Here is a 25,165-nt window from a genome sequence, read left to right as displayed (position 1 = left end):
CCACGATGTCCGCTGACCACCGCCGGGAACTACGCTGAAAGCACCATCCTCCCCAAGGTGCCCGGCATGTGCGGACGCTACGTCAGCCCTGAAGAGGCTGCCATCGAACGCTACTGGCACATCGGCGCCCGCACGCCGCCGCGCTGGCTGGAAGCCTGCTACAACGTCGCCCCGACCATGACCGTGCCCATCCTGCGCCAGGACGAAAGCGGCCAACTCGAACTGCTGCCCGCCCGCTGGGGCCTGATCCCCACCTGGTGGAAGGAATCCACCCCGCCGCGCTACGCCTTCATCGCCCGCAGCGAGGAAGCTGCCGGCAAACCCCTCTGGCGCCAAGCCCTGCGCAGCACCCGCTGCCTGATGCCCGCGCTGGGCTGGTACGAATGGAATGAAAAGGAAACCCTGCGCAACCCCGCCGGCCGCCAGGTCCACCAGCCGTACTTCATCCACAGCCCCTCCGACCCCGTCATCGCCTTCGCCGGCCTCTGGTCCCTGTGGATAAACCCGAACGGCGAGCCCGTCCTCTCCTGCGCCCTGCTGACCAGATCCGCCGCACCGAGCCTCGAACACATCCACCACCGCATGCCCGTGGTGCTGGCGCCGGAGAGCTTCGGGGAATGGCTATCCACGGCTACTCGCGGAGAAGCGCTGGGCGACCTGATTCACCATGCGCGGGAGGATTTGGTAGGGCATAGGGTGTCGTTGCGGGTGAATGACACGAAGAATGATTCGGTGGAGTTGATCGAAAGCGCGGACTGACCGTTCGGCACAATGCCTCCTGGATAAGCCCCTGAAGTCTTTACGGTTAAGGCATCGCGCGGTAGTGTCGAGGGCGAGTGGCCCTGTGCCACCTCATGGACGAACAAAGAGAGCCACGAATGGCCCGCCGCAGAAAGACCACTGCTTTCGAAGACCTCATCTTCATCGCCAGCCGCCTCCCCTGGTGGTCCAGCCTGCTGATCGCCCTCGGCGCCTGGCTGATCCTCCATCCCTACGCCATAAGCAAACCGCCCACCACCGTTAATCCGCAGCAACTTGCTGACGCGATGACCGGGCAGGTCTGGCGCACGTTTGCGATGTTCCTCCAATACCTTATTCCCGCTGCCTTTGTACTTGGCGCTATCGGCTCCATCGTCGGCCGCGCCAAGCGCAAGAAACTCGCCGCCGACGTCGCCCGCGCCACCGAAACCGGAAAGACCATCGATGGCATCAGCTGGCGCGAGTTCGAACAGTTGGTGAGCGAAGTCTTCCGCCAGAAAGGCTTCACCGTCACCGAAACCGGTGGCAACGGCCCGGACGGTGGTGTTGACCTCATCTTGCATATGGGCAGCGACAAGTACCTCGTCCAGTGCAAACAGTGGCGCGCCATCAAGGTTGGCGTGACGGTAATTCGGGAGTTCTTTGGCGTGATGGCGGCGCAGGGGGCTTCGGGTGGGTTTGTCGTGACGTCCGGTACCTATACAGATGATGCCAAGGAGTTTGCGAAGGGGCGAAATATTCAGTTGGTGGATGGGGAGTTGGTGAGGCGGTGGATTACAGGCCATACCCGAGCGGAGACACAGGAAAAATACAGGGGCGAGCCCTTCAATGAGTCCGTTCTCGCAACGGTGCCTGCATGTCCGATTTGCAATGCGGCAATGGCAAAGCGGACGGCAAAGCGTGGCCCTAATGCAGGTAGCGAATTTTGGGGGTGTACGAGATTTCCAGTGTGTCGAGGCGTCAGGGCTATGGCGCCATAAAAATATATTTTCGAACTTTAATTTATCTTGATTGGTTTTCCCCTGGAGAGTCATATGCATGAGCTATTTAAGAGTTTGAAGGACGAGCTTGATGCTCTTTCCGCAGAAATATACGCGGCGATTCCCAATGATGAAGCTCTAAATATTGCGCATGGGAACTGGAGCTTTCCAGGGGTTAATAGAGAAGATTTGCGTGACTATGTTAGTGGCGTTTCTGGTCTGATCGCTGATCAGGCTGGTGATGAGACCAATGGCTATGATGCTTATCTAAGTAATAGTATTGCTAGAATAAAATTTATTAGAACGAATACGGTTGGGCAGATTTGGGGGAGTGGAGGTGCTGCGGTTTCGGCTTTGCGATCAACTCTAGAGATTCTGCGGGAGACTTTGGTTTCGGAGGTTTTCGAGTCGGATTTAAAGTCTGAAGCGGCAAAGTCTCTCAGAAAGTTGCAGAGAGAAGTTAGAGCTATGGAGCTTCGTATTCAGGACTTAACCCCTCGCGCATCTCAAATGGAAGAGATGATCAAGAGGATTGAGGAGGTTCATGAGGCTGCCGAGCAGTTTCCTTCCGATATAGAGTTGTTAAAAGAGGATCGGGATAAAATTAAGAAATTGCTTGGGGAGTCGGACACTGATCGAGTTAGAATAAAGTCGATTCGTGACAGCGCCGACCATACTGATAAGTCGCTTAAAGACAGCAAGAAAGACGCGGATGATATTATATCCCGCTGTGAGACGGCATATTCTTCAGCTACCTCTGTTGGATTGGCTGCTGCGTTTCATGAACGTTCTATAGAACTCAATTCTTCGATTTGGAAATGGGTCTCTGGTTTGGTTCTCGCCCTCGTCGTCGGGGGCGTAGCTGGTTCTATTCAATTGCATCGATTGACTGATTTGGCGGTTCAACCAAACGTATCTCAGTCGATGGTGGTTCTGAATATTTTCCTCTCCATAGTCTCTGTTGGTGGACCTATTTGGTTTGCCTGGCTCTCTACTAAACAGATTGGGCATCGATTTAGACTTTCTGAGGATTACGCATTTAAGGCATCTATTTCGCGAGCGTACGAAGGGTTTAGAAGAGAGGCTGCGAAGATTGATAAAAATATGGAGGCCAGTTTGCTTGCTTCCGCATTGACTAGGTTTGACGAACTGCCTCTGAGACTTGTAGAACAGGCAACGCATGGTAGCCCATGGCACGAACTGCTTGCTTCTGATTTAATAAAGGATGCCTCAAAAACAATTCCAGGATTTGTAGAGGCAGTTAAAGAGCTGGCAAAGAATAAGCTTAATAAAGCAGAATTGGGGGGGGAGGCCTCGGTAACTCCGATATCTGTCGCTACTCAAGATGCCAATCATGAGGCAGAGAGATCTGTTTGATTAAAAGTGAGGATATAGCCTCGAAACTATTTTGAGGCTATTTTATTTTCTTGGCTGCCTTTATTTACGCATAGCCCAAAGGGCTGGTTTATTTTATATGCTCTAATCTTTGTGGCGGCAGATCAAGGACTCGTTAACTGTATGAGCTGATTAACCAGCAGGCTCATCGCTATCTGGGCTGGATTGTTTCAGTTCAGGGTTTACCTCTCCCGTCATGAGCCACCAACGATAGCTTGGAAAGGCTTTGCCGAGAATTTCAACCTCATCGGCACCCAGCCTCGCCTTTCCGCGCTTGATGTTCTGCCAGCGTAGATAGTCCGTGCTGCCCAGTTCTGTCAGCTTTTTGATGCTGGCCATGTCCAGTAGCCGTAATCCTCTTGCCGAGATTCCTTCGCTCATTCGTTGATTTCCAGAAGCATCCTACAAGTTCGGCGTTTCCGGCATGTGTATTATGTTCATGTCTATAGAACACATAATCACGCCGTTCCAAGTTCCGAATTATAGGGGGAGAGCATGGAAGTTTCCGGTGTTGTGCGCGTCTCTGCATTGGTGAGAGTGGAAAGGGCTACCCGCTCGCGTAATCGCTTGGCGGTGCGCTCGGCTGTGCATATGCAGACTTCGAAGGGGAGGGCCGCATTGTGCCGCTAGTTAAAGCGGGATCGATCCCGGCACAGCCTTTCTCCGATGCCGAACTTCAATCCGCAGTCAGCAGCTTGATTGGCCGCCTTGTCATGGAGCTTTCCCGCTTCGAGCTGAATCTGGACCTCTGCCTGCGGCATCTGGTAGGCGGAAGCGAGCCGGTGCTCCTCAATCCGCTGATCGAGCGCCTTTCCCTGAAGGCAAAGATGGATGCGCTGCGGGAAGTTATCGCGCGTCGCCATGCCGGGGAGGCGGAGTGCCTTCGCGAGTTCAATGCGTGGTATGCAGTGATGGACCGCATCCGCGCCAAGCGCAATGCGTTCATCCACGGCGGCTGGGTGTTCAACTACTACGAGCAGGAAGTCACCAACCTTGCCCCCGGCCTGCCGGGCTCGATCACCCGTAAGGAAACCCGCTACAAGCTGCCCGCCCTGGAGCAGGGGTTGACCGCAACGGAAGCGGCGGCGCGGGACTTCATTGAGCTTCGGAAACGGTGGAAGTTCTGAGTGCCGAAGCTCTCACGCCTCAGCTGTTATTGAGCTGCAGTCCTGCACTGCACGCCTGTGCTTGGCACCCGCTTTAGAACGCGTCGATCACTGATTCCAAGATGCAATCTGCCGGACTACTATCCGCGAGCTGATAGGCAAAAGGGACTTTGTTGTGATCAATATCTTTGACTGGCTGGTATCTGCATTCAAGCTGGGCCGGGATATCCGCGCGGAGCGGAGCTATCGGACAGACGCGTTCCGTCTGGAGGCGCAAAGAGTCATTGACGCTTTCCAGGCGCACGGGCTAGCGCCGAATGAGGTTGCCCGGCTGTTGCCGGAGGCCTTAGGGCATAAAGCGTCGCCTGCGGTCCTGGGGGACGTTAACGAACTGAAGAGGCATCTGAGCCAGATCTCGCCCTGGACCACAGCGATGCTTGCTCTAGATCCACTTTGGGTCCGGGGGAGGGGGAGTGAACCACATCGTCGAATTCACTCTTACAAGCACATATCTGAGCTGACGACGTTCTTTCGAGAAAGGGAGGCGGCCAGCGAGGACGACGCGGTGGGCCTTGCCGAGCGCTATCAATTGCATTTCTACAAGCAGGATGGCCGTCCGCTGAGCGAAAGCCGTGGCACTTTCGTTGTGCTACTGACACAGGAGTTTGCGCAGTTAGACGGCGAGAGCTTCCATCGAACCTATTACCTCACCGAGGGGCATCACTTCGAACATTCCCCCTGTGTCGTCCATCTTCTGCAGATAGTCGCACTGGCCCTGCATTACCGAATCTTTATGTCAGGCCATGTGCTTGCTGCTAAGCACCTTGCTGCGCTTGACGAGGGGAATGGCTTCGCCAGTGACCTCACCTCGGAAGCGAGCGGTTTACTTTGGTACCCAGAGGACATTTTCTTCCGCCCGCTTGATGGCGATTTGGGGTGGAATCTGACAGCTAGAGATTGGCTGGAGGAGTCGCTGCAAGACGATCAGGCTGAGATGCTGTTGAGGGCGCTACCACCGAAGCAACAGCTCGTGTGAGACAAGGCCGCCACTTTCCCGCAGGCAAAAGAAAAGGGGTTTAGCTTTCGCTAAACCCCTTTCGATATATGGTGGCTACACCGGGACTTGAACCTGGGACATCAGCATTATGAATCGCATGAGACGCTCCTTATCCAGCCTTGAATGGCCGTAGATTGAGCGTTTCAAGCGTGCCGCAACCTCGCTTCAACCTGGCGTTCCAGCGAAAACCCTCGATGTAGTCACCAGCTTAGGCAAGAGCCAAGTTGTGCTGAGTCAAAATGCTTTGGGATGGGCGTGATTCCGGGCGTGCTTCTTTCAGGGCAATGATGTGTGCGGCAATTTGTCTTGAAATGAGAGGGGGAACAGAGTCGCCAATCTGGTTGTATTTTGCCGCCAGTCTCCCTTCGAAATGATAATCAGCAGGGAAGCCCTGCAGCAGAGCCATCTCTCTGACGCTCAAGAGCCGGTCTTGCTCTGGATGAAGGTATCTTCCGTTCCCTGTGTGTCCGCATTCCCGCGTAATCGTGATGGCGGGGCGGTCCCACCATAAGCGCCCATAGACATCCGGGAATGACCCTGGCCGTGCTCTGAACATTGCTGGAATTAGCAGGTACCGCTTCTCCTCGTCGCTATAGCTCGGGCTGTTCATAATATCGGCCCAAGAGCCACCATCCTTTGGTGTCGCTCGAATTCGATCAAGGACTTTCACTGTGTTACCTGGGGCGACATGCATTGGGTCCAGTGGATGCTGCTCGCCGGCCGCTATGGAAGGGAGATGAGCAATTGTATCCCTCACGCTCTTATGCTGATGGTTGAGCTCCGGTAGTCCTGACAAATGGCCTTCTCGACGGGCAATCATGAGAAACCTGATGCGGCGTTGGGGGAGGCCGAAGTCAGCAAGGTCATGTACATCGAACCACACCTTGTAGTTGAGGTCTTTTTCAAGGCGGTTCAGTAGGACTTCAAAGTGATGCTTCTGATTGCCCTGTAGGAGTTCTTTGACGTTCTCCATGACTAGGAATTCTGGCATCAGCTCTTCCACGAAATCGGCTGTCTTTGCGACGAGCTGATTTCTGGGGTCATCCTCGACGTGGTTTCTTGCGTTCTTCTGAGAGAACCCAGTGCAGGGGGCGCAGGAGATCAAGACATCAAGCTCACCGCGACGCAGGCCCAGTTCTGCTCGATAGTCCGCGGGGGAAAGCAGGCTGATGTCAGCATTCTTGGGCTCGACACCGATGTTTCTCTTGTACGTAGGGTTGCACTCAGTCGACGAACCAGGGCTCTTACCCTTCCCCGGCTTTCCTTTTTGCAGATCAACAGCACCGATGATCTGGAAATGATTCTTATGGCTGTGGAAGCCGTAGCTCATTCCACCGCAGCCTGAAAAGAGATCAACAACAGTCCAACGCATCAGGTAAGCCCTACAAGAGAAAGTCGCGCAGAAATAGCGCATTGTGCCACCGTAACACATTGTGAGACTGCGCGCAAGGGGAGGGAGGAATACTATCCGTGTGACGATGTGTTACGGCGCCCGCTGGCGAGGCAAAGATGGCAAAAACAGAATTTCTGCAAATCAGGGTTTCACCGGAAGACCTTCTGAAGATTCGAAGGGCTGCGGAAGAGGACCACTTAGATACATCGACTTGGGCGAGAAGGGTGATTCTCCAGGCAGTTAATAGAAATACAAAACAGCCGGATTCAGCAGCTAAGGATAGTAACTGAGCGATCTATGACTTATCTAACGGAGTTGACGTTCGCAGACCGGGATGTCTTATTGGGCGGTGATGAAGAGTCTGCGTGGATTCTGGATCGCGAGCGAAAAGTTGATCTTATTGTAAAGAACTACAAAGCCTTCCAAGCTTTATCTTTGGAACTAGAGGCTATAGGAGGGCTTTACCACTGCACCCCCTCGATCTTGGAGGGGCAACCTATCGCCGCGGACTGGTACGTAAGCCTTGCCGGGTATTCAATTAAGACACTTCGGAATATCCCTAAGCGATATGGGCAGTTCGGCTTAACTCGGAAGGTTGAAGGCTTAGTCAAAAAGCTTCGTGAGGGTGGAAGCGTTCCACTGGTGCAGCTGGAGGCTTTTTCAGAATGGATAAATTTTGAAATTGACTCTCAATTTCCAACGAATGCTGAGCGAACGACGCAGCTTGCATTGTCAGTTGTTTTGATGATCTTGGGCGGCCGGGTAATTGGGCAAAGTCAAAATATTGGAGGTAACGACGCGGTAGACCTCCTGAAAACCTTGATAATTCAATGGTTCGAGAAAAAAGGGCGAACTGTTGAGGCCGAGGTTGATTTCGAGAGTGAGGAGTGGAGTCTTTATAGTTCCGCAGTGGCAGTTGGAGATGTAAAGAGAATTCGCATAGATACCACGTTGCGTTTCGAGTTCGTGAGCGGTGGTGATCGTCCGGATATTCGTATATTCAATAGAGCTATAGAGGTGGCTGTCGGCGAGATCAAAGGGCGTAAGGATCTTTCCAATGCTTGGGAAAGCTGGCTTCCGGGGTTATATAATCACCTAAGGACCTGGATGGCTGAAAATGTTGATCGAGGTCGCCTCTTCTTTGGTACTTTGATCTCGGAAGAGATGTTTACCGGAAAAACAAGTCGCGGAACTACGCACAATGGCCTCAGTACGATGCACAATCAGGGCTTGCTACTTGGTGCCTACAATCTGTCTAACATTGTAAGTGGTGCTCCTGCTGCAGTTAGTAGCTTTGATGAACTGATGGAGAGTCTGGATAGGCTTATCTGAAGATGGCTGATGTTCTGACGCCAGAGCAACGGAAATGTTGTATGTCTAGGGTCCGATCGCGAGATACAGGGCCAGAGATGCTTCTGCGGCGAAGACTTTGGGCTGCAGGTCTTAGGTATCGACTTAAAGTTAAACTTCCAGGCAAACCAGATATTGTATTTGTTGCTCGTAGGCTGGCCGTGTTTGTTGACGGATGCTTCTGGCATCGGTGCCCTTTGCATTCCACTACGCCAAAAGGGAACTCAGAGTTTTGGTGCTTAAAGCTAAATGAAAATGTGAAGCGTGATAGGCGTGTTGATGATCAATTAGAAGGCATGGGGTGGATTGTAGTTAGATTCTGGGAGCACGAGGTTAACGGTGATGTGGAAGCATGTGTTAGAGAGATTGTGAAAACACTGGCGAGAGAGGTGGGGGGTAAATAAGAGTGTCGAAAGATTTCAACGGAGGTTTGACTTCCGTTTAGGGCGTTTTTTATTGAGATAAGTGGGGCGGGATCTTTGGCCCCACTTTAATTTTTCTTTATGGAATTTAAGCTCTAATTACTTCGCTTTTTTAATTCTCCATCTGGAATATATCTTGTCCAGAATTTCTACACGCCCCAAATGGCTTTGGTAGTCGTTTGTGCTTCTGTTGAGATTGTCAAATGCTGAGTAAAAATTGCTTTCTTCTATTGTAATGCTTTTGCTTGATCCGGAAATTTCATTTCTGTTTAGCTTCCTGTTAGTTTCGAAATTAACAAGAAATTCTCTGATGTTGTAATAGTCTTCTTTATGGGCTCGGCAGAACCAGTAGTAAACTGGCACAAGTCCCGCGCTTGTCAAAAGCTTATCTCTTGGCAGGAAAACCTCCGCCATAATATCTAGGTTTTCATTTGTTCTTCTTAATGCAAGCTCTAGCTTGTCTTTTTCATAGTCGCCTTCGATTTTCTGTACAAAATCGTCAAGAACTTTCTTTTTTGTTTCGGCGATTTTTGAGTCAAACTCGAATTTCAGCAGCTTGGCTGCTGTGTTCAAATCTGCTCCGCGCTTAACTGAAAATCCTATATTGTTTATGAAGAAATCATGTTCGCATATGTTTCTTATTACTTCTGGTGCCGGTCCGTTCATTGCGTTTCGAATTTCGGCACCGGTTAGCGGTTTGTTTCTGTTTAGTCGAATAAATAGTTCATTGATGGGGGCCTCATCATCAGCATGGACAGACATTATTGTTAATGCAAATGAGTCAAATAGCTCTGCAACCTCTCCGTGGTTTGAGGAAAGGTCCTTATAGCCAAGGCCGCCTAGCTTCAGACTTGGGTTCTCGAGGAAAACAAAATCTTCATTGAGCGTGAGTTCATTGTCGAAAAAGTCAAAGATTGCCTCTAGTCGTTGCTTGCCATCGATGATTGCGTAGGGGAGTTTGCTCTTGTTTAGGCGAGAGTTCTGCCCTAGGGTAAAGTCAGCCATATATAGTTTTGGGATGTCGTATCCGTTTAGAATTGAGTCAATTAGATACGCCTTGTCAGTCTTTGACCAAATTCGCCCGCGCCTTTGATAGGGAGGGCTCATGTCAATTTTGCTTTTTCTGGCTTTCCACCAAGTAAGTGGCTTGGGGTCCATTAGTCGAATATGAAAATTGCCGCTCATTATTTAGACCTCAAACTCAAAGAAACGCTTAATTTCGAGGGCGAGCCCATCTAGGTCTGGATATACTACGGATTCGGTGAACCCATACGAGAAGAGTGACTTCCTGAGTAGGGGTATAGATTCTTTAGGGATAATTAGCTTTACTAAAGAGTCGGCTGGAAACTTTTCCGTAGAAAAAGTCTCGTCCATGCCTTTCGTGTTTTGACCAAATATCGTAAAGACGCCGCGCTGAGCCACTATTCTCGGGCTATTGTGGGTTCCATACAGCGCAACCGGTTGGTTGTTCATTTTTGATATTGAGGTGGTCGGGGCGTACCCTTTCATCTCTTCATCAATTGATTGCAGGATTTCTCTATCATAGGTTTGATGAGCGAGAGCGTGACGATTCCATGTGACTGGGTCCAGCACCCATACAGTTGCGTCTTTCGAGAATACGGGCTGATCATTTTGATAGCTGTAAGCCGAGTTGCTTATAGCGAAATAGAAAGCAATGAATGGATTTTCTGTCCAATCAAGAAGTCTAGTAGGTAGGCGATAATGTTGCATGTAGAAAAGAGTTTCCCATTCACTTGGGAATGTTCTATCCGTGAAAGGAACACTTCTTTGCTTGAATCTCGAAATTAACTCAACCTCAAGCTTGGAAAGGGCTTCTACTGTTTTGGACTTCTTATGGCGATATAGCCCAGGCGTGAGATGGTGAGTACTATCATTGGCCCCCCTAAACCAAAGAGGGGAGGTGGTGTTTTCTTGCCGTTCTTCTATGTACTTTATGTATTCGGAGAATTTTGCAATTTTTCTTTCTTTTAGCTTTGCCACGTTCCATGTCCCATGCAGATAGGGCTAGTCATAAGGCCCATTTGACTGTCGGGCGTACCAACGCCTCGTCACTTTACTAGTAACCGCTATTCAGCACTTGGTCCGGGTAAGTTTCGGTTAGCCTCGTCATATTCGGGGCTGCGATGCCCGTGTTCTGGCTCAATTTTTCCAGAGATCAGCCAAAGAGCAAAATGAGGATATGCATCAGCCAATATGCCGACTTCCTCGGTACTGATCCTGATCTTCCCACCGCTGATATTTCTCCAGCGGTCGTAGTTCTTTCCTCCAAGCTCGCTGAGATGCTTAGGACCTACCGTTCGGATCAGTTGTAATGCCCTATTTCGTACAGAATCCATAGACATTTCTCACTCTGAGTAACCTTTACTCCCCATGGTTGTGGGAGTAGCTTTTACTCGTGAGTAAATTTTACTCCAGTCGAGTGCTGGTTACGTCTGACCCGATTATAGGGATTTCGTATGGAAGAGTCTGGAATAGTGGGGTTCACCGTCACAGGCGCGATGGAAAAGGTCACGGATTTCCGTACCGCTCCGTTCTGCTCCCAGGCGGTATTCGCTCAGATGCTGGGCCTGGAAGAGATCACCGAAGACGTAGTGCGCGGCTGGGTCGAAACCAAGACCGTGCCGACCGCCAAGATCGGCCGCCGCCGCGTCATCAACCTCCATAAAATCCGCCGCGACCTCGATCGGGGTAAGTCGATCTTCTGCCAAGGGGATTACGACGATGAGTAACCGCTATCTGGTTGAGATGTGCACCTTCCATGGTCCGACCCGCCAGCGCCGTTGGCACCGCGTTCATCAAGGCGCTTCCCGCGTGGAATGCCAGCAGTGGATTGATGAAGCCGTCTCCTGCTTCCCCTCCGATGCGGAAGCTCCTCGCTCCTGGAGCTTGACCCGTGAACGCGCCCTGCAGGGCTACCGAGTACGCGGGGTGAGGGCATGAACCATGAGTCTCTTCAGCGCGTACCTGGGCAATCCTCATGCTTCGGACTGCGACTGCTCTGTCTGCGCCGTGAACCGAATTCTGCAAACCCCGGCATCCCTGGAGCACTCCAGCCCGTCCACACGATGCACCCAGTGCCGCCCTACGCGGGTGTTCACGGTCGTTGGGACTATGAATCTGGTATCCGGTGTCTGGAGGCTGGTTTCGAGTACCTATCGTGTGGAGCGGGGATTTACCTGCGACAAACACATGCCCGCGCTCCGTCCGCCGAAGTACTGGCACGTTGTGTACGACAGCGGGAGGCCAACGCCCTTCGTGCCCATTCACGAACCGTTCGAGTGGGAGGGCTGAACCGTGGTCACTAACCCTATCCCGCACCTGATCTTCTGGCTGCTGCTCATCGCCTACGCGCTGATGGTGGGCCGTTACCACGCTCGCCACACCATCCCCGCCTGGGCCGATCAGGTCAGGGGCCGCCGCACCGGCTTGTCCGAACACGCTTCATCGTTCGGTCAAACGGAGCGCCGGGCGAAGCGCACCCTTGACCGCGCTCCCCCCTGAATAGCCTCAGCTCGGGAGAGTGGGGCAGCTCCACCGCCCCGCGCTCCTGAGCCCTCGGCGGCGAGAGCGGGATGGTAAGGGCAGCGCCCTTACGACGTTGATCTTCGCTCTCCCAGCCACTTACCACCCGTAAACCCAAGGCACCACCACACCCGCTGAAAGACGGCCACCAACGCGCCCAATTTGCAGCAGCGGGCCAACTCATGCCCGAAAAAGGCAAAAGGAGCTTCACATGAACATGTTTGCGACCACTGGCGGCGTAGTCGAACTGTGGGTCACCAAGACCGACACCTACACCTCGACCAAGACCGGCGAAATCTACGCCAGCGTCCAGGCCATTTCCCCGATCCCCGACGGCGCTCGCGGTAACGCCAAGGGCTTCGAGATCAGCGAATACAGCATTGATCCGACCCTGCTCGACGGGATCGTCTTCGCCGGCTCCCCGGTGCTGTGCAAGTTCGCCAGCGTCGTCCGCCCGACCCAGGACCGCTTCGGCCGTACCACCAATACCCAATTCCTGACCGAGCTGCTGAGCGTGGGCAAAGAGGCCGCTGCGCCGCGTCAGCCCGCCGTGCAGCAGCCCACCCAACGCCCGGCAGCGCAGCCCGTTAGCGACAAACCCAGCGCTGACAAGCCCGGCGAATCGCCCAAGAACTAATCCGGGAGCGCGGCCATGACTCGATACCTCTCCCTGTTCGTGGTTGGCCTCGCCGCTGGGTACGCCTGGGGCTGGGTCGATGGCGTGGCGAGCTTCCTATGAATTTTCTCGCCTGTGATGGCCGCTGGGCGCTCGGTGCCGATGGTTCCGCCATCTGCACCGGCACCCTGAAGGTCTTCACCCGCGAGGAAATGCAGAGCGAGGTTGGCTCTGCACTCACCTGGGAACAGGTCGCCGAGATTCGCGGGGATGTGCTCGGACTCTTTGCCATCGCCTTCGGCTTTCTGGTCCTGAAACGACTGCTCAAGTAGTGAGGTAACACCCATGAACCAACTGAAAGGCCATCTGAAGAACAGCGCTTCGGCGTTCGGTCGCAAGGCCGCCGCTGTCGCAACTCTGACCCTCGGCACCGCTGGCGTCGTCATGGCTGCGGTCCCGGCCGATGCCACCAAGGCGTTGACTACCGCCGGTGAGGACACCAGCACCATCGGCTGGGCCGTGTTCGCCGTGCTGGTCGCCGCTGCGGCGTTCAAGTACATGCGCCGCGCCCTGTAACCGCCACCCACCGGCCTGATCAGCCGAAGCACTGAACCCCGCTCCGGCGGGGTTCTTTTTCTCTGGAGTAACCGCGATGTCCATTCAATGGTTCGTTCTCATCGTCACCACCCTGGCATTCGTCGTGGTGCTCTTTGGGCGGGTGTGAACCGTGCGCGCGCTGGTTCTTCTTCTCCTGGTCCTGACTTCTACGGCCGTGTATGCGGAAGACTATTACTGGGTAGTCGTCGGCCGTGAGGCCAGCACCAAGTCGCCGTCGCCCAGTACAACATGCGATCTGCTTGCGGTTGCCTCAAATCGCATCGCACTTGGATACACCTATGAGGTGGCGTCCCATTCAGTTTCCGGCGTTACCGGGAAATGCCGCCTTAACGAAACGCGTGTCTCAACCGGCGCCGTTAAGGTGGTTGAGTGGGACATGAAGCGCGTTGGTAATGGCTGCACCGCCCCCAAGGTGTATGACGCGACAGTGGGCGAATGCAAAGCCCCCGAGCCGGACAAATGTGAAGCCACCATCGGCCAGATGGTCGAGCATCAACACAAGATCGGCGCCCTCAGCCAAGGCGGCGTCGTTCTGCAGAACACTCGCACCGAGCCGCCGGGCAGTCTGTGCCAGGGCTCCTGCCAGTACGCCTCGACCGGCGAGGCCCCCAGCCGCTGTTATCGCTTCATGGAAGGCGGCGATCAGAACTCTGGCTTCTGCGTCTTCCGCTACAAGGGCAACGGTGTCGCTTGCCCGAACTCCGATCCTACGCCCAATACCCCGCCCGCTGCGTTGCCCACCCGCGAGAAGTCCAACGAGTGCACCAACAAGGTCACCGATGCCGAGGGGCGCGTCCATTACAGCTGCCTTGCCACGGACACCTTCAAAGAGCCGGGCAGCATGCAGTGCGGCGAGGTTAACGGCGTCTTCGGTTGCAAAGAGGGCAAGCCCAGCCCGACCCAGAAGCAAACCGAAACGAAGACCGAAGTCAGCGAACAGACCGCCAGTGACGGCTCTTCGACCACCAGCACGACGACCACGACCACCACCACCAATTGCAGTGGCGTCAACGCCTGTTCCTCGACCACCAGCGTCACCAACGGCACCAGCAAGACCAACGCCGATGGCACCTCCGGCGGCGAGTCCTCCACCTGCACGGGCAGCGGCTGCAAGGCCAGCGACAAGCCCGGCGAGGAAGGTAAGGACGACAAGGAAGAGGAGGAAGAGCCCGAGCGCGAAGTCTCCGGCACTGACGACTGCGATGCGTCGGTGCAGTGCTCGGGCGACGCCATCGACTGCGCCATGGTGGAGCAGCAAAAGAAGCTGCGCTGCGAGGTGGAAAAGCAGGGCGACTTCGAGAAGAACAAAGGCCAGATCGAAGCGGCGGTGAAAGGCGACAAGTTCCAGCTCACCGACGACCTCGAAGTCGAAGCCCCGTCCTTCCTCAACAGCGGCACGCGTTTCCTGCCTTCCAGTTGCCCGACCGACAAAACCTTTTCCCTGAGAACCAACGGCGGACGCACCTTCGCGTTTACCTACGCGCCGCTATGTGCTGCCGCTTCCGATCTCGGAGTCCTGCTTCTCATTGGCACCAGTGTGTTCTGCGCGCTCTACGTGGGCCGCGCCTTTGGAGGTGAATGATGCAATACCTGTTCTTGGTGCAACTGCTGATCATGATCGTCGGCCCGCTGGTGAAGATGGTCATGCGCATGCTCGGTGTCGGCTTCGTCGCCTACGTCGGCTCCAACCTCCTGCTGGATCTAGTGCGCAGCTATATCCAGTCGAAGGCCGGAGCTGCTGGCATCGTCATTCAGCAGATTCTTGGTCTCGCCAATGTCGATGTATGCATCAACATGTATTTGTCAGCCGTGGTCACCCGCATGGTGCTCTCCGGTCTGGACAAGGCCGCCGACCGTAAGCGTAAACAGGTCTGGAATCCCCCGGACCGCGATTACATCAACGCCTAAGGGGGACCGGCCATGCTCTATATCCGCACCGGCAAACCCGGCCACGGCAAGACCCTCAACACCATCCGCGAAGTCGATCAGAAGGCCCACAAGGAAGGCCGGGTGGTCTACTACCACAACGTCGCCGGCCTCAAGACCGACCAACTGCAAGCGGCGTGGTTCGAGTTCGACGACCCGTACAAATGGTACGAACTGCCGCCCGACGCGATCATCGTCGTGGACGAGGCCCAGGGCTGGTTCGGTGTGCGCGACCCCCGGCAGAAACCGCCGGAGCACATCAGCCGCTTCGAGATCATGCGGCACCAAGGCCACGAAGTGCATCTGGTCACCCAGGACCCGCGCTACATCGATGTGCACCTGCGCCGCCTGTGCAACGGCCACATCCACTACTGGCGGGTATTCAAGAGCCAGCAGCTGCTGCGCTTCGAATCGGAAGCCGTGATCGAGGCCGTCGAGAAGAAGACCAGCTTTAAGGACGCCGACAAGACCACCCTCAAGCTCGATAAGAAGTACTTCGGCGTTTACACCAGTACCAAGGCCAATCACCACTTCGCCTTCAAGCCGCCAAAGAAAATGATCCTGGCGCTGGCGGTGATCATCGGCGCAGCCTTCATGGTGTACCGCGCCTACGAGCGCTATGCGGATGGCAGCAAGGCCGCCACTCCAGCAGGCGCGGCGGCTGACGCAACCGCACCGAACGGCACGGCGGACAAGGGCATGGTCGATCAGGTGTCCTCGGCGGTCACCTCGCTGATCAAGGCAACGGGCGACGGCGAGGCCAAAGCCATCACTCCCGCGCAGTACCTGGAACGCCGCCAGCCCCGCGTGCCCGACCTGCCGTCATCGGCGCCGGTTTACGACGAGCTGACCAAGCCCGTGGCCCACCCGCGCCTGTATTGCCTGTCCACCAGCGACCCGCGCCTCGTGGCCCGGCGACCGCAACAGACCGTGAAGGATGGCAAGTCCTGCCAGTGCTACACGCAGCAGGGCACCAAAGTCGCCACGGCCTTCGACTTCTGCCTGACCGTCGCCAAGGACGGTTACTTCGATCCCACGCTGCCCGACCGCAACGGCCTCGACCCGCGCTCGGGGCAGCAGCCAGCCCTGGCCACAGCGCCCCCTCCACCGATTCCCGGCGAGCGGCTACAGGCCGAAGCACAGCCCGCCAGGCCGACGGTAACCATCATCCCCGACAGCGAGTACCCATCCCGGCCCTGGCGTAGCAATTAGCGCGCGGCGGCGCCGTTTTGCGGATTGAGCCGAGGCACGAGGCCAACCGCAAACGGCGCTCGGCGGCGCGGCCGACGACCCTGTAACACGTCGGATAACTATCGATCACCCACCTCAATAAACCTCATTGAAGGGTAAGAAACATGAAAAAGCCGATTCACCCTCTACGCCTGATTCTCAAGAATAACGGGGACTTTTATGAGTCGTCCGAAGGACGGATTTTTATGGACCCGGCCAGTGGCCGATTCGCGGATCTGTCAGGTGTTCGCCTGCTGCGTTGTGGCGTGGACACCGTGCGGCAGTTGTACAACGGCATGATCCGCCCGGAAGTGATGGCGCTGTTCGATGAGCCGGAAGACATCGTTCACTTCGCCGGCTACCAGTGGGCCAAGGGCCGTATCGGTCGGGACTCTGGCTACCAGTACCGTCTGCAGAACGCCGATATGGGCCTGATCCTGCTGATCAAGAACCACAACGTGAAAATCGACGTGATCGGTCCGCACCTGAAAATCGAGGTTTCACCCCACACCCTGGATGGCGCCGATCCGAAGATCCTGCAGGGCGTGATGGACGATCTGGCCGCTGGTGTACTCGTTGCCTGCGAAGCCAACCAATGCGCCGTGCATATCGCGCTCGACGTGCAGGGTTGGAGCCCGCCTGCAGACTTCGTGGACCGCATGCACTGCCGGTCCCGGCGTGTACGCCAGATCAGCGGCATCGAGCGCATTGAGTACGACGGCAACGCCTCCGTGTACGGGCGAGGGGAGACCTTCATGTTCGGCTCGGCCAATGGTCTGCAGATGTGCCTGTACAACAAGACGCTGCAGGCGAGGGCGACCGACAAACTCGACTACTGGGAATCCGTGTGGGCCTCTCTCAACGGTGATCCCTTCGGCGATGGCGAACCCGCCTACAACCCGCTGGAAGCCGTCTGGCGTATCGAATTCCGCTACCACCACTCCATCGTCCAGCAGTTCTCCGAAGGCTCCACAATGTCCTCCGGTGAGGTGATCGGCTGCCGCACCTACGCAGGGCTTTGCCCACACCTCCAGGGGCTCTGGAACTACGCCTGTGAGAACTACCGCCTGCTTTCCCGGGAGGGCGTATTCGATGCCTTTTGGTCCCTGATCAGCCTCGACACCAAGGTCCAGGTGGAAGCAGATCCACTCATCGAACGTACCGAGTACCGCCGCTATTACAAGACCGCTCAGGGCTTCTCCGGCAAGAACTGCGAGATGTTCCTGGGCCAGTTCGCCAGCCTGATCGCACGGGAGCGCGTCCCACCAAAAAAAGCGCTTGAGGTCGGGAGAACGCTTCCCTTCTGGCACGTGATCGAAGACCACTACACCGCCAAGGGCTACAGCACCCGCGACCTCGAAAAACACGTCATCGGACTGATCAACGATCGCTACATCAGGCGGGGCTACGCGATATGACCGCACGCAAGGACGGAAAGACGTGGACGGCTGACTTCTACGAAAACGGTCGCTCCGGTCGCAGGATCCGCAAGAAAGGCTTCGCCACCAAGTCCGCTGCCATTCGCTATGAACAGGACTTCTTCGCCGTCCTGGGCGAGACGGGCCGCCCGTTGGATGATCGCCTCTCCGATCTTGTGAAGGTCTGGTACGACCTCCATGGTTGCACGCTGAAGGACGGCAAACAGCGCCTGGCTCGCTGCCAAGCACTGGCCCAACGCCTCGGAGATCCGCACGCCTTTGAGTTCGATTCGCTCGCGTGGGCGCGCTACCGGCAACGCCGTCTGACCGAGGTGAAGCCGGAAACGGTCAACCACGAACAACGCTACCTGTCGGCCATCTTCTCCGAGCTGATCCGCCTCGGCTCATGGCACAAGGCGAACCCGCTGGCCAACGTCCGGCAGATCAAGACCGATCAGGTCGAACTGACCTTCCTCACCCTGGATCAGGTCGCCCAGCTCCTCGAGGAGTGCAAGGCCAGCACGAATAACCATACGTACCCGGTCGCTCTCCTGTGTCTCGCTACAGGTGCCCGCTGGGAAGAGGCCGAGAGCGTCGCCCGTGGTGCCGTGCATGGGGGAAAGGTCCACTACCACCGGACCAAGAACCGTCAGAGCCGATCAGTGCCGATCCCGGCCGAGCTGGAGCAACTGATGTTCAAGGTGGGGATGCCTGGAACCGGCCGCTTGTTCATGTCCTGCAGGGCTGCTTTCCGTTGTGCCTATGAACGCTGTGGATTCCAGACGCCGGGGCAACTGACCCACATCCTCCGCCATACCTTCGCCAGCCATTACATGATGGGAGGAGGGGACATTCTCACGCTGCAGCGGATCCTGGGGCACTCGTCGATCACGATGACGATGCGGTATGCGCACCTGTCGCCGGAGCATTTGGAGTCGGCAATGCGCTTATCTCCCTTGTCTCAATGTGGGGTTGTCCTATGAGTTCTAAGACAGCTTGTGCCGACGTGTACTCATGCCCTATGAATGTCACATCGCGTTCAAAGGGAAATGGGGCGGATAGGCATGGATGTTTCGAGTGTTGGGAAAATAGGGCAGCTCAAGCGAGCTTGCAGCCGACTGTGGAGTTGGTACAAGGCGCTCAACGCAAATCAGCGCTCCTATCTGAATGGCGCCATTTGCCTAACCATTTCGCTACTGCTGAGGCCTTTCACCGTAGATGGTTCGGGAGCTTTTCAGTTTTTCGCAGCGGGCTTTTGGGTGGCCGCCATGGTTGCTGATCTCGTGGCCATCTACCGTGCTGTCTTTGGAACCATCGTGGGAAAGCTCTTATTGCTCGCAGGAGTGACGGTTGCGACGACTGTAGCCTTTGCTTTTGCCGCCCAGACAGTAAACCAGTTCGTGGGGATCAATCCTGGCCAATTCACCCACACGATCACTTTTACTGCGGTGCTCATCGCTGTTCCGTTAGTAGCCATAGGGTTCTATCTCACACTGTTGTTCGGAGCGGCCTTCCTTGCGTTGTACGTGATGTTCTATTTGCTTCCAGACGACGATGCTCGATTGCTCCTATTCCCCTGGTACAAGGGTGGAGAACAGCCCAAATATAAGGCGGCGACGGCATTCGTTCAGGTCGCAAGCTTCCTCGTTGTCAGCACAATCGCCTTCCAGTGGTCGCAGGATTACAGCAAGACTTATTCAGACTTCATTCAAGAGAAAGGTAAATGGTTCTTGTATACATTCGAGACCTTCGAGCGGGCACCATGCCAATTGGAGAAGGGACAGAAGGTGGCATTTGTGGACGGCGGTGATGTCCTGGTGGTGACCAAGGCCGGTGACGATTTCACTTTCACTGTGCGGGAGTGCAAAGGCGGTTAGGCAGAGGCGTTCTGCAGTGTGAGTCTGGGTCGAAGTCAAACGGTGCGGGTGCGAACGTCTGCGAATTGCTACGTGCGGACAGGATCGCTACACTTGTACAGTAAATTGAACATGAGGTGCCCTATGCGCGTCGTGAATTTCTCTGATGCCCGCAACAACCTGAAGAAGGTCATTGATGATGTCGTCGATGACTCGGACTACACCGTCATTTCTCGCCGCGATGCGCCAGACGCTGTGCTGCTTTCGCTCGACAGCTTCAACAGCCTGATGGAAACCGTTCACTTGCTGAAATCCCCGGCTAACGCTGCTCACCTAGCGCGGTCTCTAGCTCAAATGGAGTCCGGGAAAACAGTCGTGCGGGAGCTGGTGGAGGATGAAGTACAGCCCCGCCGCAAGGCCGTGAGTCGCTCAACTACTCCTGTTCCCGCTAAGCCCGCGCCAAAGAAGGCCAAGGCCGCTGCGAACCCGGATAAGGTCGCTCGCTGATGGCAAACCGTCTGGTTTGGTCCCTGGATGCATGGGCCGACTATGAGTATTGGCAGGGCCAGGACAAGAAGACGCTGAAGAGAATCAACCTGTTGATCAAGGATTGCTGCCGGAGTCCGTTCGAAGGCATCGGCAAGCCTGAGCCCCTAAAAGAGAACTTGTCGGGGTGGTGGTCCAGGCGTATCGATGACACCAACCGCTTGGTGTATCGGCAGGCCGGGGACTCGTTGGAGATCCTTTCGTGCCGCTACCACTACTGAAAGGCGTTGAACGACCGGGGCAGTTATGTCAGATGAAGGCAGCAAGACCTCAGCCCAGGGCTCTCGGAAGACGAAGCAGGTCGGCCTAGGTAGCCAGATCCACTCTCGATTCGCATCTGCCGGCGGGATGGACCTTCCCCCCTGCAAGGAGATGTTTGAGGATGCGGCGGCGCTGATAATCGGCAAGGTAGTCCTCGCGTTTTCACGCTTTGAGCTGAACCTGGCGCTTCTTTTGGAACTGCTGGTTACGCCCGAGAACAGAGCCCAAGTTGACCGCTTGTTCAAGCAGACTCTCGGGGCTCGGATCGACGGAGTTCAAAGCTTGATTTCTTCTCGCGCGGAGCTGGATCCATCATGTCTTGCCGAGTTTGCAGATTGGAAGCTGCAAATGGACGCGGTGCGACTCTTGCGGAACCGTTTTATTCACGGTCGTTGGGGAATACTCACGCACGCTAAGCAGATTGCGAGCGTCGCTTCCTACCCTGCGAATGCACCGGCCGACGGGGAGATTCGATACAGCCTTCCTGAACTTGAAGCTGAATTAGCCAAGATCGAAGAGGTGTGTGCCAGCTTTATCGCCTGGAGAAACCGCTGGCCGATTTGAAGAGAAGGGAGGTAGGCAGGGTGTAGTCACTTCGTAGTCACTACCCTAGAAAGCACAAAGGGCTAGCTTTCGCTAACCCTTTGTTTTGTATGGTGGCTACACCGGGACTTGAACCTGGGACATCAGCATTATGAATGCTGCGCTCTAACCGACTGAGCTATGTAGCCGAGTGGCGCGCATTTTCCGCAGATCGAGGGGGGGTGTCAACCCCTTTTCTTGAATATTTTTCTGATCTATCAATCGTTTAGGCGGAAAGGCCTGATTTGGGCGGTTGCCGGGCGGTTGCCGGGCGGGGAGGGTGGGGTGCTGGGTGTGGCGGGGGATATGGGGGCGGGGCGTGTTCGCGAGCAAGCTCGCTCCTACAAGAGCGGCGAGCATAAAAAAGCCCCGGCGGGTGGCCGGGGCTTTTCGGGTCAGGCGGGCGCTTAGACGTTGAAGCGGAAGTGCATCACGTCGCCATCCTTGACGATGTACTCCTTGCCTTCCAGGCGCCATTTGCCGGCTTCTTTCGCGCCCTGTTCGCCCTTGAACTGGATGAAGTCGTCGTAGGCGACGACTTCGGCGCGGATGAAGCCTTTTTCGAAGTCGGTGTGGATCACGGCGGCGGCCTGCGGGGCGGTGGCGCCGACGCGGACGGTCCAGGCGCGGACTTCCTTCACGCCGGCGGTGAAGTAGGTCTGCAGGTGCAGCAGTTCGTAGCCGGCGCGGATCACGCGGTTCAGGCCGGGCTCTTCGAGGCCGAGGGCTTCGAGGAACATGTCCTTCTCTTCGCCGTCGTCCAGTTCGGCGATCTCGGCTTCGATCTTGTTGCACACCGGCACCACCATGGCGCCTTCTTCTTCGGCGATGGCGCGGACGATGTCCAGGTGCGGGTTGTTCTCGAAGCCGTCTTCGGCGACGTTGGCGATGTACATGACCGGCTTGCTGGTGAGCAGGTGGAAGCCACGTACGGCGCGCTTCTCGTCATCGCTCATGTTCTTCATCAGCGAGCGTGCGGGCTTGCCTTCGCTGAAGTGGGGGATGAGCTTTTCCAGCAGGGCTTTCTGCGCCAGGGCGTCCTTGTCGCCGCCCTTGGCGTTGCGCGCGACCTTCTGCAGTTGTTTCTCGCAGCTGTCGAGGTCGGCGAAGATCAGTTCGAGGTCGATGATCTCGATGTCGCGCTTGGGGTCGACGCTGTTGGAGACGTGGATGACGTTCTCGTCTTCGAAGCAGCGCACGACGTGGGCGATGGCGTCGGTCTCGCGGATGTTGGCGAGGAACTTGTTGCCCAGGCCTTCACCTTTGGACGCACCGGCTACCAGGCCGGCGATGTCGACGAATTCCATGGTGGTCGGCAGCACGCGCTCGGGGTTGACGATCGCGGCCAGCGCATCGAGGCGGGCGTCGGGCATCGGCACGATGCCGCTGTTCGGCTCGATGGTGCAGAAGGGGAAGTTTTCCGCCGCGATGCCGGATTTGGTCAGGGCGTTGAACAGGGTGGACTTGCCGACGTTGGGCAGGCCGACGATGCCGCAGTTGAATCCCATGTTAGGTCCCTCGCGCCAGGTGGCGGAAATAGAGGTGTAATCAGGCCTTCTGGCTGTGCAGCTTCTGCATCGCGCGGGTCCAGTCCCCGTCGAGCATTTCCGGCAGCACGCCAAGGGCGAAGTCGATGCTGGTGTCGAGCAGTTCCTGTTCGGCGCGTGGGGCGCGGCCAAGAACGAAACCGGAGACCAGGCTGCTGTGCCCCGGATGGCCGATGCCAAGCCGCAGGCGATGGAAACCGTTCTGGTTGCCAAGCTGGGCGATGATGTCGCGCAGCCCGTTGTGCCCGCCGTGTCCGCCGCCCTTCTTGAGCTTGGCGACGCCGGGGGGCATGTCGAGTTCGTCGTGGGCCACCAGGATGGCTTCGACCGGAATGCGGAAGAATCCGGCGAGCGCCGCCACGGCCTGGCCGCTGCGGTTCATGTAGGTGGTGGGGATGAGCAGACGAACGTCGCGGCCCTTGTGGCTGAACTTGCCGACCAGGCCGAAGTACTTCTTGTCGAGGGACAGGTTCGCGCGTTGCGCGTCCGCCAGTCGCTCAACGAAAAGGGCCCCCGCGTTATGCCGGGTCTGGTCGTATTCAGGGCCTGGATTTCCCAGGCCAACGATCAGTTGTACGGCAGTCACGACGGGGGCCCCTTCCTTAAAGGCAATGGTGCGCGCGATTACTCGGCAGCGCCTTCGCCTTCTTCTTTCACTACGCGGGAAGCGTGGATGTTGGCGACGGCCAGGTCGTTACCGTGGGCCAGTTGCACCAGCTCTACGCCTTTCGGCAGTTTCAGGTCGGACAGGTGAACGATCTGGCCCAGGGCTACCTGAGCGAGGTCGACTTCGATGAATTCCGGCAGGTTGGTCGGCAGGCAGGAAACTTCGACTTCGGCGATCACGTGGGAGATCTCGCCGCCACCAACTTTGACGCCAACAGCGGTGGCTTCGTTGATGAAGTGCAGCGGAACGTGAGCGGTCAGCTTGTGGCCGGCAACGACGCGCTGGAAGTCAGCGTGCATGACGAAGCCCTTGGACGGGTGACGCTGCAGGGCCTTGATCAGTACGGTTTCCTTGGCGGCACCGACGTTCAGGGTGATCACGTGGCTGAAGGCAGCCTCGTTTTCCAGCAGCTTGGTAACTTCACGCAGTTCCAGGGTCAGGGATTGCGGGGCTTTCTCGCCACCGTAAACCACAGCCGGGATCAGGCCGTCGTTACGACGCAGGCGGCGGCTCGCACCTTTCCCCAGGTCGGAACGCTCTTGAGCATTGAGTACAAAATCAACCATTTGAATATCTCCAAAATGACAAGATCGCCCGGACGCTTGCGACCAGCGTTCGGGCGATTTTGCTTAAAGCCCCATCGATGTGACGGGGCGCTTTACGTCAGTGCTGCTCCGCCTTAGCGGAACATGGCGCTGATCGATTCTTCATTGCTGATGCGGCGCATGGCTTCAGCGACAACCGGAGCGATGTCCAGCTGGCGGATGCGGCCACAGGCTTGAGCAGCAGCGGACAGCGGGATGGTGTTGGTCACTACCAGCTCGTCCAGTACGGAATTTTCGATGTTCTCGATGGCACGGCCGGACAGCACCGGGTGGGTGCAGTAGGCGATGACCTTGGCGGCGCCGTGCTCTTTCAGAGCCTTGGCGGCGTGGCCGAGGGTGCCGGCGGTATCGACCATGTCGTCGACCAGTACGCAGGTACGGCCTTCGACATCACCGATGATGTGCATGACTTCGGACTGGTTGGCCTTCGGACGACGCTTGTCGATGATGGCCAGGTCGACGCCCAGGGACTTGGCGACGGCGCGAGCGCGCACTACGCCACCGATGTCCGGGGAGACGATCATCAGGTTCTCGAAGCGCTGGTCTTCGATGTCGTCGACCAGTACGGGCGAGCCGTAGATGTTGTCGACAGGGATATCGAAGAAGCCCTGGATCTGGTCGGCGTGCAGGTCAACGGTGAGAACGCGGTTGACGCCTACGACGGTCAGCATGTCGGCAACGACTTTGGCGCTGATGGCCACGCGGGCGGAACGCGGACGGCGGTCCTGGCGGGCATAACCGAAGTAGGGGATGACGGCCGTGATACGAGTCGCCGAGGAGCGGCGGAAGGCGTCAGCCATCACTACCAGTTCCATCAGGTTGTCGTTGGTCGGTGCGCAGGTCGGTTGAATCAGGAAGACGTCCTTACCACGAACGTTTTCGTTGATCTCAACGCTGATTTCGCCGTCGGAGAACTTACCGACAGAAACGTCACCGAGGGGAATGTGCAGCTGCCGTACGACACGGCGTGCCAGATCGGGGTTGGCGTTCCCCGTGAAAACCATCATTTTGGACACGCTGCGGTACCTGTGTCGGCTTGAGGGTAGGCCCGGTTGAGCCAGAAGAAAATGGCAGGGGCGGCTGGATTCGAACCAACGCATGGCAGGATCAAAACCTGCTGCCTTACCGCTTGGCGACGCCCCTGTAGCTTACAACTTGCGGAGCAATGTGTTCGTTGACGCTGTACGTGTAACCCTGTGGGTAAATGGCAGGGGCGGCTGGATTCGAACCAACGCATGGCAGGATCAAAACCTGCTGCCTTACCGCTTGGCGACGCCCCTGTATCGTA

General features: G+C 56.5%; 29 protein-coding genes, 3 tRNA genes and 1 pseudogene. 22 read left to right on the top strand and 11 right to left on the bottom strand.

The genetic code is table 11. The annotated features are described in order from the left end of the window. Positions 1 to 66: 66 nt before the first annotated feature. The 3 genes from GA645_RS23755 to GA645_RS23745 all read left to right on the top strand — a co-directional run bounded on the left by GA645_RS23755 (position 67) and on the right by GA645_RS23745 (position 3,116). Positions 67 to 759: an SOS response-associated peptidase gene (locus GA645_RS23755; protein ID WP_152226043.1), complete on the top strand. Its 693-nt coding sequence runs from the start codon at positions 67 to 69 to the stop codon at positions 757 to 759. Positions 760 to 878: 119 nt separating this feature from the next. Beyond that, on the top strand, positions 879 to 1,739 hold the full coding sequence (locus GA645_RS23750) for a restriction endonuclease (RefSeq protein WP_152226041.1): 861 nt from the start codon (positions 879 to 881) through the stop codon (positions 1,737 to 1,739). A gap of 54 nt (positions 1,740 to 1,793) precedes the next feature. Next, positions 1,794 to 3,116 (top strand): hypothetical protein, encoded by a 1,323-nt coding sequence (locus GA645_RS23745; protein WP_152226039.1) that lies wholly within the window; start codon positions 1,794 to 1,796, stop codon positions 3,114 to 3,116. Positions 3,117 to 3,266: 150 nt separating this feature from the next. On the opposite strand, the gene GA645_RS23740 is transcribed toward GA645_RS23745, so the two are convergent. After that, positions 3,267 to 3,515: a DNA-binding protein gene (locus tag GA645_RS23740; RefSeq protein ID WP_152226037.1), complete on the bottom strand. Its 249-nt coding sequence runs from the start codon at positions 3,513 to 3,515 to the stop codon at positions 3,267 to 3,269. Between the two features lie 239 nt (positions 3,516 to 3,754). Here GA645_RS23740 and GA645_RS23735 point away from each other — a divergent pair, with 239 nt between their 5' ends. Together GA645_RS23735 and GA645_RS23730 are read left to right on the top strand one after the other, a co-directional pair. Continuing rightward, a complete protein-coding gene (locus GA645_RS23735; protein WP_152226035.1) occupies positions 3,755 to 4,261 on the top strand; it encodes a hypothetical protein in 507 nt (168 codons plus the stop codon). 154 nt (positions 4,262 to 4,415) lie between these two features. After that, positions 4,416 to 5,276, top strand: coding sequence for a hypothetical protein (locus GA645_RS23730; protein ID WP_152226033.1), 861 nt, complete (start codon positions 4,416 to 4,418; stop codon positions 5,274 to 5,276). Positions 5,277 to 5,505: 229 nt separating this feature from the next. Here GA645_RS23730 and GA645_RS23725 read toward each other — a convergent pair whose 3' ends face one another. Continuing rightward, on the bottom strand, positions 5,506 to 6,669 hold the full coding sequence (locus GA645_RS23725; protein WP_152226031.1) for a DNA cytosine methyltransferase: 1,164 nt from the start codon (positions 6,667 to 6,669) through the stop codon (positions 5,506 to 5,508). A 318-nt stretch (positions 6,670 to 6,987) separates the two neighbouring features. Here GA645_RS23725 and GA645_RS23720 point away from each other — a divergent pair, with 318 nt between their 5' ends. Then, entirely contained in the window at positions 6,988 to 8,022 is a 1,035-nt protein-coding gene (locus GA645_RS23720) for a hypothetical protein (protein WP_152226030.1), read from the top strand. A 2-nt stretch (positions 8,023 to 8,024) separates the two neighbouring features. Continuing rightward, complete coding sequence (locus GA645_RS23715) at positions 8,025 to 8,444, top strand: very short patch repair endonuclease (protein ID WP_152226027.1); 420 nt, start codon at positions 8,025 to 8,027, stop codon at positions 8,442 to 8,444. Positions 8,445 to 8,561: 117 nt separating this feature from the next. On the opposite strand, the gene GA645_RS23710 is transcribed toward GA645_RS23715, so the two are convergent. Continuing rightward, the gene (locus tag GA645_RS23710; protein WP_178119591.1) at positions 8,562 to 9,569 is read right to left on the bottom strand and encodes a DUF262 domain-containing protein; all 1,008 of its coding nucleotides are present in this window, start codon (positions 9,567 to 9,569) and stop codon (positions 8,562 to 8,564) included. An 81-nt stretch (positions 9,570 to 9,650) separates the two neighbouring features. Next, the gene (locus tag GA645_RS23705; RefSeq protein WP_178119590.1) at positions 9,651 to 10,463 is read right to left on the bottom strand and encodes an FRG domain-containing protein; all 813 of its coding nucleotides are present in this window, start codon (positions 10,461 to 10,463) and stop codon (positions 9,651 to 9,653) included. A 476-nt stretch (positions 10,464 to 10,939) separates the two neighbouring features. Between GA645_RS23705 and GA645_RS23695 the strand changes: the two genes are divergently transcribed. From GA645_RS23695 to GA645_RS23615, 15 genes and pseudogenes are all read left to right on the top strand, one after another. Continuing rightward, positions 10,940 to 11,212 carry a DNA-binding protein gene (locus GA645_RS23695; protein WP_152226021.1) on the top strand — a complete coding sequence of 91 codons (273 nt, stop codon included), beginning with the start codon at positions 10,940 to 10,942 and terminating at the stop codon, positions 11,210 to 11,212. A 214-nt stretch (positions 11,213 to 11,426) separates the two neighbouring features. Next, positions 11,427 to 11,774 (top strand): DUF5447 family protein, encoded by a 348-nt coding sequence (locus GA645_RS23685; protein WP_152226017.1) that lies wholly within the window; start codon positions 11,427 to 11,429, stop codon positions 11,772 to 11,774. 3 nt (positions 11,775 to 11,777) lie between these two features. Beyond that, the gene (locus GA645_RS23680) at positions 11,778 to 11,984 is read left to right on the top strand and encodes a hypothetical protein (protein ID WP_152226015.1); all 207 of its coding nucleotides are present in this window, start codon (positions 11,778 to 11,780) and stop codon (positions 11,982 to 11,984) included. Positions 11,985 to 12,216: 232 nt separating this feature from the next. Beyond that, positions 12,217 to 12,642: a DNA-binding protein gene (locus GA645_RS23675; RefSeq protein ID WP_152226013.1), complete on the top strand. Its 426-nt coding sequence runs from the start codon at positions 12,217 to 12,219 to the stop codon at positions 12,640 to 12,642. Positions 12,643 to 12,740: 98 nt separating this feature from the next. After that, the gene (locus GA645_RS23665; RefSeq protein ID WP_152226011.1) at positions 12,741 to 12,953 is read left to right on the top strand and encodes a hypothetical protein; all 213 of its coding nucleotides are present in this window, start codon (positions 12,741 to 12,743) and stop codon (positions 12,951 to 12,953) included. A 13-nt stretch (positions 12,954 to 12,966) separates the two neighbouring features. After that, complete coding sequence (locus tag GA645_RS23660) at positions 12,967 to 13,197, top strand: major capsid protein (RefSeq protein WP_152226009.1); 231 nt, start codon at positions 12,967 to 12,969, stop codon at positions 13,195 to 13,197. A gap of 151 nt (positions 13,198 to 13,348) precedes the next feature. Further along, entirely contained in the window at positions 13,349 to 14,821 is a 1,473-nt protein-coding gene (locus GA645_RS29125; RefSeq protein ID WP_256676007.1) for a virulence factor TspB C-terminal domain-related protein, read from the top strand. Beyond that, entirely contained in the window at positions 14,821 to 15,147 is a 327-nt protein-coding gene (locus GA645_RS23650) for a DUF2523 domain-containing protein (protein ID WP_152226007.1), read from the top strand. The genes GA645_RS29125 and GA645_RS23650 overlap by 1 nt, the downstream gene beginning before the upstream one ends. A gap of 12 nt (positions 15,148 to 15,159) precedes the next feature. After that, the gene (locus GA645_RS23645) at positions 15,160 to 16,377 is read left to right on the top strand and encodes a zonular occludens toxin domain-containing protein (RefSeq protein WP_152226005.1); all 1,218 of its coding nucleotides are present in this window, start codon (positions 15,160 to 15,162) and stop codon (positions 16,375 to 16,377) included. Between the two features lie 143 nt (positions 16,378 to 16,520). Further along, positions 16,521 to 17,813, top strand: a complete 1,293-nt coding sequence (locus GA645_RS23640; protein ID WP_152226003.1) for a hypothetical protein — start codon at positions 16,521 to 16,523, stop codon at positions 17,811 to 17,813. Beyond that, entirely contained in the window at positions 17,810 to 18,796 is a 987-nt protein-coding gene (locus GA645_RS23635) for a tyrosine-type recombinase/integrase (protein ID WP_152226001.1), read from the top strand. The genes GA645_RS23640 and GA645_RS23635 overlap by 4 nt, the downstream gene beginning before the upstream one ends. Before the next feature lie 81 nt (positions 18,797 to 18,877). Continuing rightward, positions 18,878 to 19,690, top strand: coding sequence for a hypothetical protein (locus GA645_RS23630; RefSeq protein WP_152225999.1), 813 nt, complete (start codon positions 18,878 to 18,880; stop codon positions 19,688 to 19,690). A 123-nt stretch (positions 19,691 to 19,813) separates the two neighbouring features. Then, positions 19,814 to 20,065, top strand: a pseudogene (locus GA645_RS23625) (type II toxin-antitoxin system Phd/YefM family antitoxin); the annotation flags it as partial. 110 nt (positions 20,066 to 20,175) lie between these two features. Then, positions 20,176 to 20,436, top strand: a complete 261-nt coding sequence (locus tag GA645_RS23620) for a Txe/YoeB family addiction module toxin (protein ID WP_152225995.1) — start codon at positions 20,176 to 20,178, stop codon at positions 20,434 to 20,436. Positions 20,437 to 20,461: 25 nt separating this feature from the next. Continuing rightward, a complete protein-coding gene (locus GA645_RS23615) occupies positions 20,462 to 21,040 on the top strand; it encodes a hypothetical protein (RefSeq protein ID WP_152225993.1) in 579 nt (192 codons plus the stop codon). Between the two features lie 90 nt (positions 21,041 to 21,130). Here GA645_RS23615 and GA645_RS23610 read toward each other — a convergent pair. From GA645_RS23610 to GA645_RS23580, 7 genes are all read right to left on the bottom strand, one after another. Beyond that, positions 21,131 to 21,207 (bottom strand) — tRNA-Met (locus GA645_RS23610). A 258-nt stretch (positions 21,208 to 21,465) separates the two neighbouring features. Continuing rightward, complete coding sequence (gene ychF / locus GA645_RS23605; protein ID WP_152225991.1) at positions 21,466 to 22,566, bottom strand: redox-regulated ATPase YchF; 1,101 nt, start codon at positions 22,564 to 22,566, stop codon at positions 21,466 to 21,468. Between the two features lie 40 nt (positions 22,567 to 22,606). Next, positions 22,607 to 23,191, bottom strand: a complete 585-nt coding sequence (gene pth, locus GA645_RS23600; RefSeq protein WP_024767097.1) for an aminoacyl-tRNA hydrolase — start codon at positions 23,189 to 23,191, stop codon at positions 22,607 to 22,609. Between the two features lie 38 nt (positions 23,192 to 23,229). After that, entirely contained in the window at positions 23,230 to 23,838 is a 609-nt protein-coding gene (locus GA645_RS23595) for a 50S ribosomal protein L25/general stress protein Ctc (protein ID WP_152225989.1), read from the bottom strand. A 113-nt stretch (positions 23,839 to 23,951) separates the two neighbouring features. Next, positions 23,952 to 24,893 carry a ribose-phosphate pyrophosphokinase gene (locus GA645_RS23590; protein WP_015478849.1) on the bottom strand — a complete coding sequence of 314 codons (942 nt, stop codon included), beginning with the start codon at positions 24,891 to 24,893 and terminating at the stop codon, positions 23,952 to 23,954. A gap of 52 nt (positions 24,894 to 24,945) precedes the next feature. Continuing rightward, a tRNA-Gln gene (locus GA645_RS23585) sits at positions 24,946 to 25,020 on the bottom strand. 62 nt (positions 25,021 to 25,082) lie between these two features. Further along, positions 25,083 to 25,157: transfer RNA gene (locus tag GA645_RS23580), tRNA-Gln, on the bottom strand. Positions 25,158 to 25,165: the final 8 nt, after the last annotated feature.

The sequence above is a fragment of the Pseudomonas sp. SCB32 genome (assembly GCF_009189165.1).
In the GTDB taxonomy this organism is placed as follows: domain Bacteria; phylum Pseudomonadota; class Gammaproteobacteria; order Pseudomonadales; family Pseudomonadaceae; genus Pseudomonas.
Note: the sequence above shows the minus strand (reverse complement) of the source record. Positions and strands in the feature narration are given on the sequence as shown.

Coding starts and splice junctions, on each gene's coding strand:
- GA645_RS23755 (WP_152226043.1), top strand. CDS start 67: ATGTGCGGACGCTACGTCAGCCCTGAAGAGGCTGCCATCGAACGCTAC.
- GA645_RS23750 (WP_152226041.1), top strand. CDS start 879: ATGGCCCGCCGCAGAAAGACCACTGCTTTCGAAGACCTCATCTTCATC.
- GA645_RS23745 (WP_152226039.1), top strand. CDS start 1,794: ATGCATGAGCTATTTAAGAGTTTGAAGGACGAGCTTGATGCTCTTTCC.
- GA645_RS23740 (WP_152226037.1), bottom strand. CDS start 3,515: ATGAGCGAAGGAATCTCGGCAAGAGGATTACGGCTACTGGACATGGCC.
- GA645_RS23725 (WP_152226031.1), bottom strand. CDS start 6,669: ATGCGTTGGACTGTTGTTGATCTCTTTTCAGGCTGCGGTGGAATGAGC.
- GA645_RS23720 (WP_152226030.1), top strand. CDS start 6,988: ATGACTTATCTAACGGAGTTGACGTTCGCAGACCGGGATGTCTTATTG.
- GA645_RS23715 (WP_152226027.1), top strand. CDS start 8,025: ATGGCTGATGTTCTGACGCCAGAGCAACGGAAATGTTGTATGTCTAGG.
- GA645_RS23710 (WP_178119591.1), bottom strand. CDS start 9,569: ATGAGCCCTCCCTATCAAAGGCGCGGGCGAATTTGGTCAAAGACTGAC.
- GA645_RS23695 (WP_152226021.1), top strand. CDS start 10,940: ATGGAAGAGTCTGGAATAGTGGGGTTCACCGTCACAGGCGCGATGGAA.
- GA645_RS23685 (WP_152226017.1), top strand. CDS start 11,427: ATGAGTCTCTTCAGCGCGTACCTGGGCAATCCTCATGCTTCGGACTGC.
- GA645_RS23675 (WP_152226013.1), top strand. CDS start 12,217: ATGAACATGTTTGCGACCACTGGCGGCGTAGTCGAACTGTGGGTCACC.
- GA645_RS23665 (WP_152226011.1), top strand. CDS start 12,741: ATGAATTTTCTCGCCTGTGATGGCCGCTGGGCGCTCGGTGCCGATGGT.
- GA645_RS23660 (WP_152226009.1), top strand. CDS start 12,967: ATGAACCAACTGAAAGGCCATCTGAAGAACAGCGCTTCGGCGTTCGGT.
- GA645_RS23650 (WP_152226007.1), top strand. CDS start 14,821: ATGCAATACCTGTTCTTGGTGCAACTGCTGATCATGATCGTCGGCCCG.
- GA645_RS23645 (WP_152226005.1), top strand. CDS start 15,160: ATGCTCTATATCCGCACCGGCAAACCCGGCCACGGCAAGACCCTCAAC.
- GA645_RS23640 (WP_152226003.1), top strand. CDS start 16,521: ATGAAAAAGCCGATTCACCCTCTACGCCTGATTCTCAAGAATAACGGG.
- GA645_RS23635 (WP_152226001.1), top strand. CDS start 17,810: ATGACCGCACGCAAGGACGGAAAGACGTGGACGGCTGACTTCTACGAA.
- GA645_RS23630 (WP_152225999.1), top strand. CDS start 18,878: ATGGATGTTTCGAGTGTTGGGAAAATAGGGCAGCTCAAGCGAGCTTGC.
- GA645_RS23620 (WP_152225995.1), top strand. CDS start 20,176: ATGGCAAACCGTCTGGTTTGGTCCCTGGATGCATGGGCCGACTATGAG.
- GA645_RS23615 (WP_152225993.1), top strand. CDS start 20,462: ATGTCAGATGAAGGCAGCAAGACCTCAGCCCAGGGCTCTCGGAAGACG.
- ychF (WP_152225991.1), bottom strand. CDS start 22,566: ATGGGATTCAACTGCGGCATCGTCGGCCTGCCCAACGTCGGCAAGTCC.
- GA645_RS23595 (WP_152225989.1), bottom strand. CDS start 23,838: ATGGTTGATTTTGTACTCAATGCTCAAGAGCGTTCCGACCTGGGGAAA.